Genomic DNA, 19,533 nt, shown 5'->3' with positions numbered 1-19,533 from the left:
AAAATAAAAAGCTGGAGTCTCTAGGACTAATGAATATGTCCAAGAAACTCCAGTCTATTAAGAATGCTTAAATTAATGAACCGCCGTATACGGAACCGTACGTACGGTGGTGTGAGAGGTCGGTAATTAATTTACCTCCTACTCGATTAGCAGGTGAATATTCTCAGATCTGGAGACGAATAAAAAACCTAAACGAATAAACCTAACTATTCATGTAATTCACGAATTGCTAATGCAAAGTCTCCGAGTGTTGCGGAGCCGTTGTTTTTAACGATAGGCATTGTGATATATTTTTCTAGGTCTGGTACTTCAACGTAATCGTTCAAGAGTGTTTTGAATTGTTCGCGTACTTTGACTAGAAATTGTTCACTAACTACTCCGCCACCGAAGATAATTTTCTCAGGACGCAAAATCAGTGTTGATTGGATCGCCGCTTGGGCTACATAGTAGGCCATAATATCCCAAGTATGATCTGTAATCGGTACGTCTTTACCTGGTTTGCCTAAACGTGCATCAAAGGTTGGTCCAGCTACCAATCCTTCTAAACAGTCACCGTGAAATGGGCAGATTCCTTTAAAATCAAGATCATCAGGATGGCGTTTAAGTAAGGTATGTCCCATTTCTGGATGTCCCATACCACCAACAAATTTGCCATCAAAGATTGCACCGGCACCAACGCCAGTACCGATCGTGTAATAAACTAGTGAGTTGATTTTTTCATTTGAAAGGCTCGACATAACGTATTCGCCATAAGCTGATCCGTTAACATCTGTTGTCCAAAACATTGGGACATCGAGTTCTTTTTTGAGGGCACCAATGAAGTCGGTATCTTGCCAACCTGGTTTTGGTGTCGAGGTGATATAGCCATATTTTGGTGAATTTTTACGTAATTCTATGGGACCAAAAGAGGCAATACTTAATGCTTTAATATCAAATTGTTTAAAATACTCGATCGATTTTTGTAAGGTTTCTTTTGGTGTTGTCGTTGGGAAATGGATACTATCCTTGATGCGATAGTCTTCATCACCTACGGCACAGACAAATTTTGTTCCACCTGCTTCAATACTTCCAACTAACAATTTAAATTCCTCCCAGACTAAAAATTTCTGCAATCGCTTTCGATGATTTAAGATACCATTCTGAAAACTGGTCGTCAATTGCAATTATTTTAGATTGAGTTAAAAAATATATGATTACTGTATAATGGATTTATCAGAATCAAGGATATAGGTGAATTTGAATGGTAGTCAAAATAGATGATGTAGCAAAGGTTGCGGGAGTTTCCAAAACCACAGTTTCACGAGTGCTGAATAATCGTGGATACTTGAGTGAAAAAACAATAAAAAAAGTTCACGATGCCATAGACTATTTAAATTATCAGCCGAATGCTGTAGCACGCCAACTTTACAAAAAAGAAACCAAGTTAGTCGGTCTTATTTTTCCAACGGTTGATAATCCATTCTTCGGCGAATTAGTTGCGGAACTAGAGAAACGGCTCTTTGATGCTGGGTTCAAAGTTTTGATCGGCAATTCGATGAATGATCCTGAAAAAGAAGAGACATATCTAAAAGAATTGATCTCTAATCAGGTCGATGGGTTGATCGTTGGAGCTCAAAATATAGGGATCGATGAATATCACAATGCTAATCTTCCAGTTGTTGCTATCGATCGAGTCATGAATGAAGACATTCCAGTGATTTCTTCAGATAACTACATGGGGGGCAAATTGGCAACGGAATTACTGATAAATAGTGGTGCCAAGCACATTATCAATACTGATGGTCCGCGTAATTTGGAAACACCAGCACATAGAAGACGTGATGCATATGAAGATGTTATGAAAGATCATGGATTGGATCCTCATACTTGTTTAATCGATTTTAACTGGGATATGGACCAAAAAGCCAAAGCAGTTCAGGAGATATTTACTGAATATCCAGAAGTTGATGGAATATTTGCCACGAATGACATTGATGCAGCGCTGATTTGGCAAACAGCCACTAAACTGGGCTATAAAATACCTGATGATCTGAAAATTGTAGGATATGACGGATCAAATACGACTAGAATGTTGCTTCCAGAACTAACAACTATTCAACAACCGGTAGAAGAGATGGCTACGGCGGCTGTAAAAACGCTGATTCAAAGAATTGACGGTAAAAAAACAGACCTAGAGCAGACTATTCCGGTAAAGGTTTGGCAAGGCCAATCAATATAACGACGATAATTAGAATTTAGGTTCTAATTATTTTTTTATGTTTTTATGACAACCGGTTGACATAAAGAATGTTAGCGATTACAATAATTCTCGTAAAGCAATATGACAACCGGTTAACATATAAAAATAAACGAAACTTCGATAGGAGATAGACATGCAAACAAAATTAAAACCAATAGAACTATCAAATATGCGTTACCGACTTGGATATCATGTGTCAGCCAAGTCAGGCTGGATCAATGATCCTAATGGATTCATTTTTTTCAAAGGCTATTATCATATTTTTTATCAACATCACCCATATTCAGCTGAGTGGGGACCAATGCACTGGGGGCATGCCCGTAGTAAGGATCTAGTACATTGGGAAACGTTACCGATAGCTTTAACTCCTGGAGATACGGAAGATAAAGATGGTTGTTTTTCAGGTAGTGCTGTTATTAAAGACGGAAAAATGTATTTGATTTATACGGGTCATCATTATTACGAAGGCGATAGTGATCCTGAACATTTTTGGCAAAATCAGAATTTAGCTATCAGTGAAGATGGAATTCATTTTGAGAAATACGAAAATAATCCAATAATTGCTTCAGCTCCTGAAGACAATACCCAGCACTTCCGTGATCCTAAAGTTTGGTATAACAACGGTAGTTGGTACATGATCTTGGGAAGCCAATCGTCAGTTGATGAACTAGGTCGAGTTCTCACTTATAAATCTAAAAATTTGATCGATTGGGATTACTTAGGTCCGATCACAAAATCCAATGATCTAAAAACTGAAGGATTTATGTGGGAGTGTCCTGATTTCTTTAGACTAGGTGATAAAGATGTATTGTTGATGTCGCCTGAAGGAATTGAAGAGGATGAATTTCGTTTCCGTAATGAAAATGAAACTGGATATATGACTGGAAACTTTAGTTATGATTCTAATAGATTCGATCATTCAAATTTTCAAGAATTGGATAGTGGACATGATTTTTATGCTACTCAAACAACATTGGCACCAGATGGTCGCAGATTAGTTATCGGTTGGATGGATATGTGGGGCAGTGTCATGCCAGAACAAGAAGACGGTTGGGCAGGAGCCTTAACATTTCCTCGTGAATTAACATTAAAGAACGATAAGTTATATATGAATCCTGTTTCCGAATTAAAAAAGTTACGAACAGGAGAAGTAATTTCAGATAGCTTTGAAATCAATGGTTTCAAGAAATTAGATTATAACGGAAATCATTATGAAGCAGAAATCAATTTTGACAATGCTGATAAATCAGGTATCACGTTAACAACTGATAATGAAGAATTACTAAAAATCACTTATTCGAAGGATAACAGTCACGTAGTTCTCAAACGTCCTGGTAAAGATGGAATAAGAGAAGCAGTTATCATGCCAGCAAAAACTTTAAAGTTTCACTTGTTAGTCGATACTAGTTCAGTAGAATTATTCGTCAATGACGGTGAAGCAACATTTACCGAAAGACTTTATACTGAGGACAAAGTAAGCTTAAATCTATTGTCGCAAGGTAAAGTTTCATACGATATTTATCAATTAGAGAAGAATGCCGTTAAATATTAAAAATTAGTTCAATAGAATGGAGCAGATACAATGAAAGCTGAAGCTTATGAAGAACCAGTACAGGTTCAGAATGAAGAACGTATTCCACTTTTTCGGAAGCTAAGTTATTCACTTACAGATTTTGGTGGGAACCTTTTATTTGTAAGTATTAGTACCTATTTACTGTATTTTTATACAGATGTTTTCGGCTTAGGAATCGGGATTGCTGGAACTATTTTATTGATCACTAGACTTTTGGATATGGTCGATGCTCCAATTTGGGGATTCTTGATCGATCATACACATACTCGCTGGGGTCAAAGCCGACCATACTTTCTATGGTTGTGTGTGCCATTTGCAGTTTTTACATGGTTAACATTTACAACTCCTAATATGTCAGGCTCAAGTAAGGTTATATATGCTGCACTTACTTATGTTACTTCGGGTATTTTATATACTGGTATCAGTACACCGATGACTTCGATCTTACCCAATTTGAGTAATGATCCTGATCAAAGAACTGCTTTGAATTCATTTAGAATGGTCGGTGGAAATATCGGTTTATTAGTTGCTAATGCCGTAGTTTTACCGTTGGTACAAATTTTAGGACAAGGTAATGATCGTAAAGGATTCTCATATACTATTTTACTTATGGGTGTCTTCTCAATCATTTCATTCTTAATTGCTTTCTTTAATTTACGTGAAGTTAATGCCGTTAGTACCAAGTCAGTCTCAATTAAACAAAGTGTCAAAGCAACTAAGAGTAACTGGCCTTGGATCTTGATCGTAGTTACGAACTTATTTTATTGGATCGGTACAACCGTTAGAAGTTCTGGAATGATCTATTATTTTCAGTACAATATTCATTCAAAATCTTTGATCCCAATTGCTGGAGGTCTGTCAGCTGTAGCTGTTGTCGGAATGATTTTGACACCTTTCTTCGTTAAAAAGACTAATAAGAGAACCGTATTTATTATTTCATTATTTGTTGCCGCAATTGCTAATATGTCGTTCCAATTTGTTGGTAGTAATCAAATTGCTGTTGTTGCATTATATTGTATCGGATCAATCGGTACTGGTGTCGCAGCAGGTATGCCATTCTTGATGTTGGCTGATGCGGTTGACTTTGGTCAATGGAAGAACGGAATCAGAGCTAGTGGTTTCTTAACAGCTATCGGTAGTGCCTTTTGTGTTAAAGCCGGAAGTGGTATCGGTGGTTTCATTCCATCAAAGGTTATGGAATATTTTGGTTATATTCCTAACCATATTCAGACTCAACAATCATTACTTGGTATCAATATAAGCTTTGTTTGGATTCCAGCAGCATTATTTATTATCGCTGCGGTCCCAATGTTCTTCTATGCAAAATATGAAAATAATGAAGCTAAAGTTAGAGCTGAAATAGCGGTTCAACAATAAAATTTATCTGAGGGAGTAATTATGAATAATACAAATTATTATGATGTAACTAAATGGTCTGTTGGTGATCCCTATAAAGATATCGGTGAAGTGATCAATAGTATTATTGCTGATATTAAAAGTAAACAAAGTGACAGTAACATCAATGAAGGCGGAAAACCTGGTGCTGTAATTTATTTGCCACCAGCAGATTATCATTTGAAGACACAAGTCGTGATCGATATCAGTTTTCTAAAGATCGTTGGATCTGGTCACGGTTTTACTTCATCAAGTATCAGATATAATGTACCAAAGGATCAGTGGTCTGATTTACATGAACTATGGCCTGGTGGTAGTAGAGTGCTTGTAGATATCGATCCTGATAAAAATGACGAAACAAAAGCTGCGGCATTTCTTGTATCTAGAGATGGAGATCCACGAATAAGTTCAGTTGAGTTTTCTAACTTCTGTATTGACGGAGTTCACTTTGTAGATGATGGCACTGGAGAACAAAATCCAGAAAATACTTATGTTAATGGTAAAACAGGGATCTATGTAGCTAGTGCACAAGATTCATTTAGAATTTCAGGTATGGGCTTTGTATACCTGGAACACGGGATTACGATTTATCACGCTGATGCTTTGACGATTCACAACAATTTCATTGCCGAGTGCGGAAACTGTATTGAATTACGTGGTTGGGGCCAAGCTTCTAAAGTTACTGATAATTTGATGGGAGCAGGTTTTAAAGGATATTCAATCTACGCTCAAAATTTTGCCCAACTATTGATCACCGCAAATAATATTTTTCCAAGAGGTAAAAGTACGATCGAGTTTGAAGGCGTAACGAGATCGTTAGTTTCAAACAATATTTTGCATGCCTTTTATCCTGGAATGGTAATTTTAAATAAAAATAGTTCGGAAAACCTAATTTCATCGAATCATTTCTTACATGACCGGGAACCATGGATCCCTATGCAAATGCATGATAATGGGCTGGAAGATAGCTATGGATTATTGTCTATTAATGGTAATAATAACTCTGTCATTGGGAATCATTTCTCAGAAATAATGGATAAGAATTTCTTGAAACCTTTGAATGTGGTACCAACTATTATGCATTTAATGTCAGGAGCTCATAACTATATTTCAAATAACAATGTTGTTGCAACCGAAACGAGTTCTGGCAGTGGTGATTCAGCGTTTAATTCTCAAGTGGATGCCTTGTTAACTACTGGGGAGTCTAAGGTGTTGGACGTAAAGACTGTTGTAGTTGAAGATGAGTCAAAATTGAATACTATTCTTGATTCAGGTACGGATGAACAAGTTATTATGGACAAGTCTCAAAACGCTTTTAGAGCAACGCCTGCCATATAAGATTCGTTTTGATTAGCTATGTAAAATTTATAAATTAAAAAACCTCTACTATTAGATTCTAAATCTAGATAGTGGAGGTTTTTAATATTGCAGGATAATTCATTTTAGAATAGTGTCTACTGTACTGCTGCATTAAGCTTAGTACGATTAAGTAAATAGATAATTGCTGTCAAAGGGACGATTAGTAACATCACTGGGTAAAAGAATTTTAGTGGAAAAATTGTTGGTAAGAATCCACCAATGATGGGTCCAACTGACATACCAACATCGCTTCCTAAATAATAAGTCGCGTTGGCAAGACCCTGTTCTTCTAAGGGAGCTAGTAAGAGGGATGTTGATTGGGATACGGAAACCATAATCCCAAAACCAACTGCCATTAATCCAGCTGCCAAGATCATTTCAAAGTTGTTTTTCATTATTGTCAATAGGATGATGTAACCGATTGTTGCAATTATGCAGATAGAAAACCAAATACCAAATGAAATGGTATCAAAATAATTTTTTAATAGAATCCGAATAACAATCAATACTAGTGAATAACATAAAGAGAACAAACTTACGGTAATGTTCAAATGGCGTTCCTGAACGTACATGACAATATCGGCTTGGGTAACGAAGTAGGGAATGGACAATAATGAAAAAATTATCGCTACTGGTAATGCATCTCTCTGAATTATTTTAAAGTGTTGGTCTTTTGACTTAACTGCGGGTTTTGCATGATCATTGATTAATTGTATTACGACAACCATGGCCACAGCACCCAAGGCAGCTAGAGCTATGATGAATTTATATCCTAGAAGCTGATAGATACTGATTGCTAGTGCAGGAGCAATTGCCATTGCAAGAGCGTTTAATAATCCGTAATATCCCATCGCTGCTCCAAGATGTTGGCGTGGGACCAAATAGGCCATCCAAGTTGCCAGACAAACGGTACATAGGACGAAACCTGCACCATTTATGATTCTAAAAAATAATAGCCAAGTTGTGTTGAAAGCAAAAAGATATCCAGAATCGCTGATTGCACACAAACTACCACCGATTGGTGCTAATCGATATTTGGAAATTCGATCAGTTAAATTTCCAGCAAAGGGTCTTAGTAACATTGAAGTGATGCTCATAACGCCAACAATAATACCGGCAAAAGTGCTATTTACCCCTAAATTACGGGCATATCCATTCATTAGTGGGTTAACTGCTTGAATACTAAATTGATAAAAAAAAGTCGCTAGCATGACGCAAATAATATCTTTTGAAAAGAACGAAAATTTCTTTGCCAAAACTTGTTTTTCTCCTTTGAAATCTATTTGAACCAAATAAAAAAGGCGGTTATAACCACCTTCTTATAAAAAACAATTATGGACGGGCAATTCCTTTAAATAGTTGTAGAACAGTTTTGGCATGTTCAATTCCGTTATATGGTCTCTGACCAATATCTTTGATATTTAATTTGTCTGGCTCAGCTGGTGACCATAATTTTTCATGCTGATCAGTAGCAAAGTTGAGTAATGTTTGACTAATAAATTTATCGAGGTCGAGTTGTTCTTGACTAGCATTAGGTGCGGTTTGACCGACAATACCATACATATCAGTACCATGATAAGCGGGGGAACCTTCAGCTGGACCAACACTTAGTTGATAAACACGTCCACCAGCTTGAGCATGATCATGTGCTTCCCGAATAGCTGGTAAAGTGAAGTTATAGTCTGTAAAGAATTGGGTTCTGACATTAAGAGGTGAGTCTTTACCAGCTCCACAATGTAAAGCAATGGTTTCGGCCTGTTTGCGTGGGATGTGGCAATCATAAACCATTTCATCAATCACGGCCTCGATTGTTTTTGGATCAACATTATCTGGAATGTTAGCTGCATACCAGCTTGCTTCAGCGGTTGTTGAAGTTATTATTAAGTCAATATCTTTATGTTCTCCACTTTTAATAACATCAGCAGGATTAGCTTTTAAAATACCATTTGGTAAAAATTCATCCTCAACAATTCCAATTGAAAGTGTGTTTATATTACCGCGTTTCAAAACGTCAGTTGGTAAAGATTCGTTGGTTGCATTAATTAGTGATTTGGAATCAACCGTTAATAACTGCTCAGGTGAAGTTAAATCTAGTTTTTTTAAAACTTTATCTGCTAATTCTTCAGCCCACCAAGCTGGGATATATCGTGCGGCATAGCCGGAAAAGGCTGCCAATTTGTTATATAATCCGTCAGCTTCAGGTACAGCTAAGAGTGTTAATAGTGAAAATGAACCGGCGCTATGACCCGTAAGGGTAACTTGGTTAGGGTCACCACCAAATAATTCAATATATTGGTGAATCCACTTTAATGCTAAGACCATATCTTGCAATCCTAAATTACTGGCATCTTTAAATTTTCCACCATATTGTGATAACTCAAGCCAACCGAGTGGTCCTAAACGATAATTAAGTGAAACACCAATGACTTTACCACTAGCGACTAATCCAGATAAATCTGATGTATCTTGAGAATTAGCGCCATAAGTCCAACCGCCACCGTGGATGTAAACAACAACAGGTAGTTTTTCTTGAACATTATCTGGAGCCCAGATATTAAGGTTTAAGCAATCTTCATCTTCACCTTTGTCAGAATTTAAAAAGGCAGGATCGGTTAGTTGAACTGATGCTGGTCCGCTTTGGCTGTATTCATGGTTGGGTTCAAATGGTACGATTTGAGCTTTTTGGAATCGGTCAGCAGTACCATAAGCGACACCGAGCCATTCTTGAACGTTATTAAATTTTTTATTTGGATGTGACATTTAAAAATCCTTCTTTCACATTTTTTGGTTTAATGTTTCTTTAGTTTAAACTGTACGGTAACGTTACAGTCAAGTGATATTTTAATATGGTTAAAATTTCCGTCTCCAGATATGAGAATATTCACCTGCTATGCGGAACGGTCCTAGCCTTGACCTGGTACCTCGGCTTGAAACCTTACCATAAACCGGTAAGTCTCCAAACTTGCCCGGTGGTGTAATTTCTAAAGCAATAACGCCACTGCCATAGTCGGTAAATATTCTCATGCCTTACGACTAGTTGTTCGTTAAGGTTTGTTTGATATAAGGAAAATGGGATCGGTGAAGCTTTTTAAATGTAGTGGAATTGTCATCCTATATGAGATTATTATTCAATTCAAATATAAACCATATTAGATAAATTCGATTAGGTATATTTTAGCTAAATACTATATCTAGTATTGCAAAATTGATAACTATACAATATGTTCCATGTGAAACAATTGCTTAAAACAGATTATTTTGTTGACGATTTGGCAATTATTCGTTGTCTGGTTTGATAACGTTATTGATGTCCGTTTCTTCGGGTAAATGAATGTTATTCCAGTCTAAATTGTCTAAATCATCTATGAATCGCTGTAAGTAAATATTTGAATACAAATCCAACAGTCTTATTGCTGATTCTGAGATATAGACCGATAAAGTTTGATCCTCGTTCTTGTAACTAGAAATAATACTTGTTGAGTATAGTTTTCGAAAAACTTGATTAGTTTTGTCATCGAGTCCATGAACTTCTACTTTTTTTCTGGTATGTGATTTTCTAATTTGGTAAAAAATCATACCTTGAGTTGCACCAGTAAAAATTGAATAGAGATCATCAATTTGAAAAGAGACACCATGTTTGGAACTTATTTTTAATAAGCATGAGAATGAAAAAGTCGAAATATTCAAAATTGATCCAAGTTGCTATGGATAGATAATCTTTCAGTTCACTTTTTAAAGTTTCTATATTAGTTGTATTAAAAGTTGGAATTGATAAGAATCCACTATATTTTGAGTGATGACTTAATCAAAAGTTCTTTTCTACCATTCATACGCTGACACCCAATTGTAGAGATTAGTTATTTTCAATATACACCAAACTAAAAAATATATCCTTACCTGTTGACAATAAAATAACACCCTGTTAAGATAATACCTGTAATTAATAAAACAACAGATAATCTTAAAAAAGAAGGTAATTAAATATGAAATACGCAATCTCAGCTGCAACAGGACATTTTGGACAACTTGCTATTAATGAACTATTAAAGGAAATCAGTGCTAGTGACATTACTGCTGTAGTTCGTAATGTTGATAAAGCTAAGAAGGTTTTGCCAGCAGGAATCAATATTGCACGAGCTGACTATACTGATAAAAAAGCTCTAGTAGAAGCATTGAAGGGAATCGACAAGTTATTGTTCATTTCTTCAGTTCCCGGTGGAGATATTTCCCGTGAAACTCAACATAGAAATGTTGTCGAAGCCGCTAAAGAATCTGGCGTAAGTTACATTGCTTATACTAGTTTTGCCAAGGCCGACGACGCTAAATCTGCTTTATCATCAGATCATAAGGCTACAGAAAAAATGATCAAGGAGAGCGGTCTAAAGTATTCATTCTTGCGTAATGCTTGGTATTTGGAAAATGAAATGAGCTATCTTAAGGCTGGAGCTGCTGGACAGGACGCCGTTTATGCTGCTGGAGAAGGTAAGATCGGTTTTGCTTTGGAACGTGAATATGCTGTTGCTGCCGCTAAAGTTATGGAACTTGATACCCCTAAAGACATTTATGAATTTGCTGGTAAACCAGTAACCTATGCAGAACTTGGTCAAGCTGTTAAAGAAGTTACCGGTAAAAGTTTTGAATTCAAGAGTGTTTCAGATGATGAATATCGTCAAAGTATGATCAAGGCAGGATTTGATGAAGGTACAGCCGATGTTTTTGTTGGTATGCAAGAAATGATGCGTGACAATGAGTTAAACGTTGATTCTACTGATCTTCCTGATGTATTGGGACATAACTTAGCAATACTTCCAGATGCAGTCAAAGAAATTTTGAATCGTTAGTCTTTTGAGTATAATAGTATGAGTATCGATTTAGAGAGGAAGTGACCATCATTAAATATTCTTATAAATTGAGCGACGCAATTCATATTTTGGCTTATATCGATATTATTTCTGATGAGAGAATCAGTAGTAATGATATTGCTCAAAGTATTGAGGCGAATGCCAGCGTGGTTCGTAAATTGATGGCAAATCTTAAAAATGCCGGTCTGTTAGAGAGTCATGTTGGTGCTGCTAAACCAAAATTGGCTAGATCAGCTGATATGATCACACTATTAGATGTTTTTAGAGCAGTTGAAACTAATCATGATCTATTGCATGTTGATCCTAAGACTAATATGGATTGTCCAGTTGGTGCTAATATTCAGGAAACATTGGATGCGGCATACAGACGGGTTCAACAGGCGGCTGAAGATGAAATGTCGAAGCTGACTGTTCAAGATATTATTGATAATATTGAAGATTTACATCGAAACAAAAAGGTTAATGTAGAAGGATAGCTTTGTCTTTTCGTCTACAGAACTGAGAATATTCACCTGCTATGCGGACCGGATCGAGCCTTGGTCTCGATCTTCGGTTTGAAGCCTCACCTATGGTAAGTCTTCAAACTCGTCCGGTGGTGTAATTGCTAAAGCAATAACGCCACTCTCATAGCTGGTGAATATTTTCAGTTCTTCCTACTAATTTGTTTTTTAAAATAATTACTCTATTCAAAAAGAGGAGCCATATTACACGTGAGATTAAGTGTAATATGGCTCCTCTTAACTTTAGTTCTTATTTTTCATAGCTTTGAAGTGAGTCAAAGATATATTTAACGAAGGCTTCACGATCAACATCTTCAAGAACTTTGATGTTGTTTTCTTTAGAAGCGTAGACACGACGGTCGGGATAAGTCATGCCACGAAATTCGTCGTTTGTTAGTGAAACTGTGATTGGATATTCTTCACTTTTGGTGAATAATTCAGGTGCGATCAGACTGATAACGGCGCAGGCATCGTGAACTGGTATCTTGGTGTGACCATTTCTTAATTCGGCCGCGGAGTAGAATTCCATGATGGAACTTGCCATTACGCCAACGTGTCCAAGATCTTTGATGTGGTCGATTTCTTTCATTGTCATATAGGCTTTGTTTTCGGTTAAATTAAGTCCTGAAAGAGTAATTGGAAGACCGGATTCAAAGACTATTTTGGCAGCTTCTGGATCAACGTAAGCATTGAATTCAGCAGCTAAAGTGATGTTTCCTTGGAGGGTTGAACCACCCATAACGTAGATGTGTTCGATATTTTTCTTAACTTCTGGGAAAACTTTTAACAACAAAGCAATGTTAGTTAGTGGTGCAGTAGCGACAATATTAACTTTTTCGTCGCAGTTTGAAATACGATCGTATAGATATGTAACGGCGTTATTACTTGTTAATTGATAATTTTTACTGTCTTCTGGGAAGTCGTATCCATCCATACCAGTCTTACCATGAACTTGACTGGCAGTTTCAATTTCTTTTACTAGTGGAGTTGCTTGTCCGGAAGCTAGTTCAGCATCTGAACCTAAAAATGTTAGTAATTTTTTGGCGTTCGCTGTAACGTAGTCGAGTTGAACATTTCCACCAACTGTAGTTACACCAATTAGGTCGGCCTTTTCGGGGTGTGCTAATAGAACGGTCAATGCAATGGCGTCATCAATACCAGGATCACAGTCCATAATTACTTTTGTCATTACTTAATTACCTCACTTTAATTGTTTTTTAGCTTTTCAGGTAGTTTTTGTAGAGCATGCAGAAAGCCACGACGTTCAAAGGTTCCCAGAGTTGAGAGGATCTTTTGGTCGTTTTCCTTCATAAAGTCGTCGATTTTATCTTGCAGATCTTTTGCTTTAGGCAAAATAACGATTTTTTTAAGACGTGAATCACTTTTGACCGGCTCGCGTTTGATTAAGTCGATCTTTTCCATATTTTTTAGAATATTAGTAGCTGTTGAACGTCGAATATTGAACTCTGTTTCAATATCTTTTTGAAAGGTTTCTTTATTCTCAGGGATATGGGTGAGAAAGTCGATGATCTGAACTTGTGTGCCAGTAAGATCATATTTAGCCGCAAATTTATTTACGCTGCGCGATATTTCATTTGATGCGACTTTAATTAAGTGAGCCACATTACTCGACATAATTTCCTCCTAAGCTTTCAGCATTACAGACAAATTATAGCATGGAAGTATCTTCAATTCCTTATCTGTAAATTTTCGCAACAAAAAAAATCCATAACAGGGGAATGTTATGGATTTTTCACTCTTTTCGAGTTTGTGTCAGCAGAGCTAGTAAATTCTAGGAAAGGGCTAATCCAGTAAAGCGTCGTCGTCATCGTCTTTATCAATATCAGACGCATCACCACCTTTACCTGAAGTACTTGTATCTTCAAGCTCAATTTTAATATGTTTCTTCGAATAGAAGAAGTACATTATTAAGCCGATCACTAACCATCCGAAGTAATTTAGCCAAGCGTTGAGCGGCAGGTTGGCTAATAGGAATACACAAACTAGCATTGAAAGGATAGGGATGATCCTTCCAAAGGGAACTTTAAATGGGCGTTTTAATTCTGGATGTTGTCTTCTTAATAGTAGAACCATCAGGGAAATTAAGAAGAAGACACACAATGAACCAACATTTGCAAAAATTGCTAAGTTCTTGATATCCAATAGTCCAGCACAGATCGAAGCAACAAGTCCGATCAACCATAAAGCTTTGTTGGGACTGCCAGTTTTCTTGTTTAAAGTTGCTAAATTATTAGGTAAAAATCCACCACGGCTCATGGACATAGTGATGTTGGATGAAGCATAGATGAAGGCTAGAACCACGGCGATAATACCTAAAATAGCACCACCTGAAACAATTTGCGCAGCTACGCCGTGTCCATTTTCGATCAGAACAAATGACATAGCTTCTGGAACATTGAGGTTCTTATAATGCATAACTCCAGTCATTACTAAACTTACTATTACATAGAGTAGGGTCGATACTAATAATGAAATGATGATAGCTCGTGGGAGTGTTTTTTGGACGTCTTTTACTTCTTCGGCTGAGGTGGCCAAAGCGTCAAATCCTAAAAAGGCGAAGAAAACAGTTGAAGCACCAGCAAAAACACCAGTAGTTCCGTAAGGTAAGAATGGAGACCAGTTTTTAGGTTGAACATCTGACAAACTAACAAAGATAAATAAGAGAATAATAGCTAATTTGACAATTACTAAGATATTATTTAAAACCTTACTCTCGCTAGTACCACGAGTCAAAATAAGCGTTACTAGTAAGATCATAATAATTGCGGGTAGATTTACGATACCACCATTAAATGGTGATTTTATTAAAGCATCCGGGAGTACGATACCAAATTCTCGTAAGAACGAGTGAACGTAACCTGTCCAACCATTAGCTACCGTAGCAGTCGTCGTTATATAAACTCCAAGCAGAGTCCAACCGGCAAAGAAGGCCATTTTTTGACCAATAGTTACCCAGGCATAGACATAGGCACTACCTGAATTGGGGATACTAGTCGTTAATTCGGAATAACATAACCCGATCAAACCACTTGCTAAAGCTGCGATCAGAAAGGAGTAAATAACTCCTGGTCCAGCGTCAGTTGCGGCTACGATCCCAGTTAGAACAAGGATACCAGTACCGATGATGGCACCGATCCCTAAGATGGAAAGGTCAAATAATCCCAACGTCTTTTTTCGATCTGACTTACCATTCAACAGTGCCTTCAGATCGATCTTATCACCCATGGTTAAACGAGTTTAGCATCAGCTGAATATTTCTTGTATGGTATTTCTAGACTTTCAGCCACTGCTTTTTCTGTTAGATTACCGGCATGAGTATTGATTCCGGTGAAGATGGTGTTATTTTCGGAAGCTCTTGCCAGTCCTTTGTTAGCAATTTGGATAGCATAAGGAATAGTTGCACTTGAAAGAGCCTCTGTAGCTGTCTTTGGAACAGCACCAGGAATGTTAGCAACAGTATAGTGGATAACACCGTGTTTGATGTAGATTGGGTCGTCATGTGTTGTTGCTTTTGAACTTGTTTCGAAGATTCCACCTTGATCGATCGGAATATCAACGATAACAGATCCTGGTTCCATACTCTTGATCATTTCTTCGGTTACTAATGTAGGAGCCACAGCACCAGGGATCAAGACAGCACCGATAACTAAGTCGGAATTTTTAACACATTCAGCAATATTATGTTCATTTGACATTAATGTTTGAATCTTTCCGTCAAAGATGTTTTCTAATTCTGCTAAACGTTGTGCATTGATATCTAGAATTGTCACGTTTGCACCAAGCCCGATTGCCATTTTGGCAGCGTTGAAACCAACTGTACCAGCACCGATAACTGTTACGTTACCACGTCTAACACCAGGAACGCCTCCAAGTAGTAATCCTTTTCCTTGATGTGGTTCTTCTAAGAAGTGAGCACCAACTTGTACGGACATACGTCCAGCAATTTCACTCATTGGAACAAGTAGAGGAAGTCCGCCACGAGGTCCAACCATTGTTTCATAACCTATACCAGTTGTTTTAGCTTTCAAGAGTGCTTCTGTTAAATCCTTGTCAGCTGCTAAGTGTAGATATGTATAGATGATTAAGTCTTCGCGGAAATATTTGTATTCTGATTTAAGGGGTTCTTTAACTTTGATAACCATTTCGCAGTTCCAAGCATCTTGCGCACTTCCAATAGAAGCGCCCATTGCGGTGTAGTCACTGTCAGAATATCCTGAACCGATTCCTGCGCCTGTTTCAACAATTACTTCGTGTCCAGCACGAACCAAATTTGCTACTCCAGATGGTGTTGAACCAACACGTTCTTCTTGATTCTTAATTTCCTTAGGTATACCAATTTTCATTTTAGTGCCTCCTTAAGATTTGAAATCGCTTTCATATCACGCCTCTAATATAGCAAGATTTTGACAATTTCACAATATGAAAATTAATAATACTTTGTTTTCAGCTTGATTTAAGGCTGAATATACTGGGCGACAAGGGTTGTAATTATAAATATATTTGTTGGTTGATGGATAGTAATTTCACAAACTTTATTTATGAAAACAATAGTATACCAATTTCCTTGTCATTACTGGATTCGATAAGATTTAACTAATTCCTATTTTCAATAAGCAGATAACTTGCCATATAAGAAACCTAATCTAGAGCCAAAAAAATAAGAATTGCTTTCATTTTTTCTGAAAACAGCTCTTAATTAGATCTTGTGAGGATATATACGAAGTATGGAGCGCCGATCAAGGCCACTATAATACCGACGGGAATTTCGGATGAGGCACTGATAAGTTGCCCTAAAGTGTCAGCTGCTAATAATAAGAAACTGCCCAAGATTCCTGACAATACCAGTTGATGGCTGTGTTTGAAACCAATAACACGTCTAGCTAGGTTCGGCGTTATTAGACCGATAAAACCTATTCCACCACTGATAGAAACACTGACACCAGCTAAGATGACGGCTAAACTTATCAAAATGATCCGCTCTTTTTTTAGAGAAATGCCTAATGATTGAGCAGCGTCATCACCGAGATTAAAAGAATCTAAAATGGTTAATTTACTGAAGATTAAAACCGTACAGATTATTAACCACGGTAAGGCAATCAAAATGAATTCCCAACTTGTACCCCAAATACTTCCGGTCAGCCAGTTCATAACGAACTGATAGTTTTCCGGTGACATTTTTAAGGTCAACAAGACCATGATCGATGAAAAACAACCAGATAACGCTACACCAGTAAGTAGTAGGCGATTAGGAGTTATCCCATCCTTTTTTTTAAACGCGAATAGGAAAACTAAAAAGGTGCTTACTAATGCTCCAACTAAAGCCAATATTGGTAACAAAAACATATGCGCGTCTTGATTTTTGACTAGTGCAATAAACAGCATTACGGCAATACCAGCGCCAGAATTGATACCTAGAAAACTGGTATCAGCCATCGGATTTTGAGTAGTAGTTTGAATAACACTACCAGCGATGGCCAACGAAAATCCTACCAGTAAAGTGATCATGATCCTAGGCATACGAAAATCAAAAACAACCATAGATTGAGTATAGGTACCGCGACCAATGATTAAATTAAAAATATCATTATAAGAAACATTCATTTCACCAGTATTGAGATTGACAATCATTAATATGATCATTAAAACAATCAAAATTATCAGCCAGTAGGACAGTTTTAAGCTTTTTCTCATGCGTTATTACCGTCCTTTCTAGCTAGGTAAATGAAGAATGGAACACCGACTAAAGAAATTATTAAGCCAAATGGTGTTTCATTAGGTGGATTGATCGTTCGAGCAATGAGGTCCGCACAAACAGTTAAATCAGCTCCTAAGATCAATGTTAAAGGGATGATCTGTCGATAATCGGTCCCAATTAAGAATTTAGCAATGTGGGGAATGATCAAACCAACAAAAGCTACAGTACCAACTAATGAGACCGAGATCCCAGATAGAATAACCACACATACTAGCGCTAGTATCCTGATAACATTGATATTTCGACCTAAACTTTTGATGGAGTCATCACTCAAATGTAATAGGTTCAAACTAGGGGCTAGAAATAATAGAATAACTATTCCAATTGCTATCCAAGGACCAAGATTTTTTAACTGCGTCCAACTGACAGCTGAAACACCGCCAAAATGCCAAAAAGCTAAATCCTGTTTGAGGTGCAACAAGAGTGCCAGTCCTTCGCTAATAGCAGTAAAAAAGGCACTGATTGCCATACCAGCTAGAACTAAAATTGTAGGACTCGTTTGTGATTTTTTTAACGAGCTGATAATAAAAACTAGTACAGATGTGAAAGCCGCTCCAAAAACTGAGAAGATAGTTGTTCCTTGAGTAGAAAGATGTGGGAAAAAAGCAAAACTAATAGTCAGCATTAAGGCAGCTCCAGAATTAATACCTAAAATTCCTGAATCGGCCATTGGATTTTTGGTGATACTTTGCATCAAGGCACCACTTCCGGCTAATGCAGCACCAATTAAGATTGCACCGATAACCCGAGGAATACGAATATTTCTGACTATTTGTTGATCGATATTATTTTTTTGGAAATGAAAAATAGCATTAAATACAGTTGAAGATCCATTTTTGTTGGCGCCAAAACGGATACTTAAAATGATTAAGACTGTAAGTAGTAAAAGACTGATAATTAGATGAATGGAAAACTTTAATCGCTGGTTCAAACTGTCTCACCTCGCCAACGGTCATAAGTTAAAATCATGGGTCTAGAGTTGTCTTCAATAATTTTGGCGTCGATATCGAAGATATTTCTGAGATTTTGTTGAGTGATAACTTTTTGAACGGGTCCGCTGACTTGTAATTGCCCTTTTTTGATGGCAATCAGCTGATCAGAAAATCTGGCCGCATGGTTTAAATCGTGTAGAGCCATGATAATAGTTCGATGCTCTTTTTCGTTCAACTCTTTAATAAGAAGCATTACGTCAAGTTGATGAGTTAAATCGAGATAAGTTGTCGGTTCGTCAAGGATGATCGTGTCGGTATCTTGGGCAATTGCCATGGCGATCCAAGCACGTTGCCTTTGACCACCAGAAAGAGTGCTGAGACGTCTATCTCGAAGATCTTGTAAGGAAGCTTTTTCTAAGGCCCAGTCAATTTTTTCGTGATCCATTTTTGACATAGAGGCAAATCTCTTACGATAAGGAATGCGACCAAAAGTTACGAGTTCCTGAACGGTCAAATCATTGGCTAAGTTGTTAGTTTGAGGAAGTACCGCCATTTCTTTAGCAATATCACTGATCTTTTTTTGGGCAATATTTTGGCTATCTAAAAAAACTGTCCCTTTAGAAGGCTTGAGCAGATGGGCGATGGTCCGAATCAAAGTGGATTTACCGCAACCATTTGGTCCGATCAAAGTTGTGATCTGTCCTTTAGGGATTTTAATTGATAGGTCATGAATGGTTAATTTTTTCTCATAACTGACGCAGACATCTTTGGTCTCAATAATATCCATGGATTTCGCTCCTTTTTACATACGTATGGAATAAATTAAACGTCTAATTGTTATATATTTTAACTCATTGCATTGACATTTGATAACCTTTTCACAGATAATCTAATTAT

Annotated in this window: 17 protein-coding genes; 6 read left to right on the top strand and 11 right to left on the bottom strand. The window is 37.1% G+C overall.

Annotation, left to right across the window (positions count from 1 at the left end; genetic code table 11):
• Window positions 1–206: 206 nt before the first annotated feature.
• Window positions 207–1,079, bottom strand: coding sequence for a fructokinase ScrK (gene scrK / locus EKM60_RS09635; protein ID WP_125714907.1), 873 nt, complete (start codon window positions 1,077–1,079; stop codon window positions 207–209).
• A 161-nt stretch (window positions 1,080–1,240) separates the two neighbouring features.
• On the opposite strand from scrK, the gene EKM60_RS09630 reads away from it, so the two are divergent.
• The 4 genes from EKM60_RS09630 to EKM60_RS09615 all read left to right on the top strand — a co-directional run bounded on the left by EKM60_RS09630 (window position 1,241) and on the right by EKM60_RS09615 (window position 6,545).
• The gene (locus tag EKM60_RS09630) at window positions 1,241–2,218 is read left to right on the top strand and encodes a LacI family DNA-binding transcriptional regulator (RefSeq protein WP_125714905.1); all 978 of its coding nucleotides are present in this window, start codon (window positions 1,241–1,243) and stop codon (window positions 2,216–2,218) included.
• Between the two features lie 154 nt (window positions 2,219–2,372).
• On the top strand, window positions 2,373–3,791 hold the full coding sequence (locus EKM60_RS09625) for a glycoside hydrolase family 32 protein (protein ID WP_125714903.1): 1,419 nt from the start codon (window positions 2,373–2,375) through the stop codon (window positions 3,789–3,791).
• Window positions 3,792–3,821: 30 nt separating this feature from the next.
• Window positions 3,822–5,189 (top strand): MFS transporter, encoded by a 1,368-nt coding sequence (locus tag EKM60_RS09620; protein ID WP_125714901.1) that lies wholly within the window; start codon window positions 3,822–3,824, stop codon window positions 5,187–5,189.
• Window positions 5,190–5,210: 21 nt separating this feature from the next.
• Window positions 5,211–6,545 carry a NosD domain-containing protein gene (locus EKM60_RS09615; protein WP_125714899.1) on the top strand — a complete coding sequence of 445 codons (1,335 nt, stop codon included), beginning with the start codon at window positions 5,211–5,213 and terminating at the stop codon, window positions 6,543–6,545.
• A gap of 116 nt (window positions 6,546–6,661) precedes the next feature.
• Here the strand turns inward: EKM60_RS09615 and EKM60_RS09610 are convergent, their stop codons facing one another.
• The 3 genes from EKM60_RS09610 to EKM60_RS09600 form a co-directional block, all read right to left on the bottom strand.
• Window positions 6,662–7,822 (bottom strand): MFS transporter, encoded by a 1,161-nt coding sequence (locus EKM60_RS09610; protein WP_125714897.1) that lies wholly within the window; start codon window positions 7,820–7,822, stop codon window positions 6,662–6,664.
• Window positions 7,823–7,898: 76 nt separating this feature from the next.
• Complete coding sequence (locus tag EKM60_RS09605; protein WP_125714895.1) at window positions 7,899–9,326, bottom strand: carboxylesterase family protein; 1,428 nt, start codon at window positions 9,324–9,326, stop codon at window positions 7,899–7,901.
• A 516-nt stretch (window positions 9,327–9,842) separates the two neighbouring features.
• Window positions 9,843–10,253 carry a hypothetical protein gene (locus tag EKM60_RS09600; RefSeq protein WP_125714893.1) on the bottom strand — a complete coding sequence of 137 codons (411 nt, stop codon included), beginning with the start codon at window positions 10,251–10,253 and terminating at the stop codon, window positions 9,843–9,845.
• A gap of 296 nt (window positions 10,254–10,549) precedes the next feature.
• Here EKM60_RS09600 and EKM60_RS09595 point away from each other — a divergent pair, with 296 nt between their 5' ends.
• Both EKM60_RS09595 and EKM60_RS09590 read left to right on the top strand, forming a co-directional pair.
• Window positions 10,550–11,407, top strand: coding sequence for an SDR family oxidoreductase (locus EKM60_RS09595; RefSeq protein ID WP_125714891.1), 858 nt, complete (start codon window positions 10,550–10,552; stop codon window positions 11,405–11,407).
• A 50-nt stretch (window positions 11,408–11,457) separates the two neighbouring features.
• Window positions 11,458–11,904 carry an Rrf2 family transcriptional regulator gene (locus EKM60_RS09590; RefSeq protein ID WP_125714914.1) on the top strand — a complete coding sequence of 149 codons (447 nt, stop codon included), beginning with the start codon at window positions 11,458–11,460 and terminating at the stop codon, window positions 11,902–11,904.
• A 274-nt stretch (window positions 11,905–12,178) separates the two neighbouring features.
• On the opposite strand, the gene EKM60_RS09585 is transcribed toward EKM60_RS09590, so the two are convergent.
• The 7 genes from EKM60_RS09585 to EKM60_RS09555 all read right to left on the bottom strand — a co-directional run bounded on the left by EKM60_RS09585 (window position 12,179) and on the right by EKM60_RS09555 (window position 19,423).
• A complete protein-coding gene (locus tag EKM60_RS09585) occupies window positions 12,179–13,117 on the bottom strand; it encodes a nucleoside hydrolase (protein ID WP_125714889.1) in 939 nt (312 codons plus the stop codon).
• 17 nt (window positions 13,118–13,134) lie between these two features.
• The gene (locus EKM60_RS09580) at window positions 13,135–13,563 is read right to left on the bottom strand and encodes a MarR family winged helix-turn-helix transcriptional regulator (RefSeq protein ID WP_125714887.1); all 429 of its coding nucleotides are present in this window, start codon (window positions 13,561–13,563) and stop codon (window positions 13,135–13,137) included.
• Window positions 13,564–13,731: 168 nt separating this feature from the next.
• On the bottom strand, window positions 13,732–15,174 hold the full coding sequence (locus EKM60_RS09575; protein ID WP_125714885.1) for an APC family permease: 1,443 nt from the start codon (window positions 15,172–15,174) through the stop codon (window positions 13,732–13,734).
• 2 nt (window positions 15,175–15,176) lie between these two features.
• Window positions 15,177–16,292: an alanine dehydrogenase gene (gene ald, locus EKM60_RS09570; protein WP_125714883.1), complete on the bottom strand. Its 1,116-nt coding sequence runs from the start codon at window positions 16,290–16,292 to the stop codon at window positions 15,177–15,179.
• Between the two features lie 349 nt (window positions 16,293–16,641).
• Window positions 16,642–17,640 carry a FecCD family ABC transporter permease gene (locus tag EKM60_RS09565; protein ID WP_125714881.1) on the bottom strand — a complete coding sequence of 333 codons (999 nt, stop codon included), beginning with the start codon at window positions 17,638–17,640 and terminating at the stop codon, window positions 16,642–16,644.
• The gene (locus EKM60_RS09560; RefSeq protein WP_125714879.1) at window positions 17,637–18,635 is read right to left on the bottom strand and encodes a FecCD family ABC transporter permease; all 999 of its coding nucleotides are present in this window, start codon (window positions 18,633–18,635) and stop codon (window positions 17,637–17,639) included. The genes EKM60_RS09565 and EKM60_RS09560 overlap by 4 nt, the downstream gene beginning before the upstream one ends.
• Window positions 18,632–19,423 carry an ABC transporter ATP-binding protein gene (locus EKM60_RS09555; protein ID WP_125714877.1) on the bottom strand — a complete coding sequence of 264 codons (792 nt, stop codon included), beginning with the start codon at window positions 19,421–19,423 and terminating at the stop codon, window positions 18,632–18,634. Before EKM60_RS09555 ends, EKM60_RS09560 begins: the two co-directional genes overlap by 4 nt.
• Between the last annotated feature and the right edge of the window lie 110 nt (window positions 19,424–19,533).

The sequence above is a fragment of the Companilactobacillus kedongensis genome (assembly GCF_003946625.1).
GTDB classification, from domain to species: Bacteria; Bacillota; Bacilli; order Lactobacillales; family Lactobacillaceae; genus Companilactobacillus; species Companilactobacillus kedongensis.
The sequence above is the reverse complement of the archived record's forward strand: the minus strand, read 5'-3'. Positions and strand labels throughout refer to the sequence as shown.

Bases quoted from the DNA above. Each gene is read 5' to 3' on its own strand.
- EKM60_RS09625 (WP_125714903.1), top strand. From the start codon at position 2,373: ATGCAAACAAAATTAAAACCAATAGAACTATCAAATATGCGTTACCGA.
- EKM60_RS09620 (WP_125714901.1), top strand. From the start codon at position 3,822: ATGAAAGCTGAAGCTTATGAAGAACCAGTACAGGTTCAGAATGAAGAA.
- EKM60_RS09575 (WP_125714885.1), bottom strand. From the start codon at position 15,174: ATGGGTGATAAGATCGATCTGAAGGCACTGTTGAATGGTAAGTCAGAT.
- EKM60_RS09615 (WP_125714899.1), top strand. From the start codon at position 5,211: ATGAATAATACAAATTATTATGATGTAACTAAATGGTCTGTTGGTGAT.
- EKM60_RS09630 (WP_125714905.1), top strand. From the start codon at position 1,241: ATGGTAGTCAAAATAGATGATGTAGCAAAGGTTGCGGGAGTTTCCAAA.
- ald (WP_125714883.1), bottom strand. From the start codon at position 16,292: ATGAAAATTGGTATACCTAAGGAAATTAAGAATCAAGAAGAACGTGTT.
- EKM60_RS09580 (WP_125714887.1), bottom strand. From the start codon at position 13,563: ATGTCGAGTAATGTGGCTCACTTAATTAAAGTCGCATCAAATGAAATA.
- EKM60_RS09595 (WP_125714891.1), top strand. From the start codon at position 10,550: ATGAAATACGCAATCTCAGCTGCAACAGGACATTTTGGACAACTTGCT.
- EKM60_RS09585 (WP_125714889.1), bottom strand. From the start codon at position 13,117: ATGACAAAAGTAATTATGGACTGTGATCCTGGTATTGATGACGCCATT.
- EKM60_RS09555 (WP_125714877.1), bottom strand. From the start codon at position 19,423: ATGGATATTATTGAGACCAAAGATGTCTGCGTCAGTTATGAGAAAAAA.
- EKM60_RS09605 (WP_125714895.1), bottom strand. From the start codon at position 9,326: ATGTCACATCCAAATAAAAAATTTAATAACGTTCAAGAATGGCTCGGT.
- EKM60_RS09565 (WP_125714881.1), bottom strand. From the start codon at position 17,640: ATGAGAAAAAGCTTAAAACTGTCCTACTGGCTGATAATTTTGATTGTT.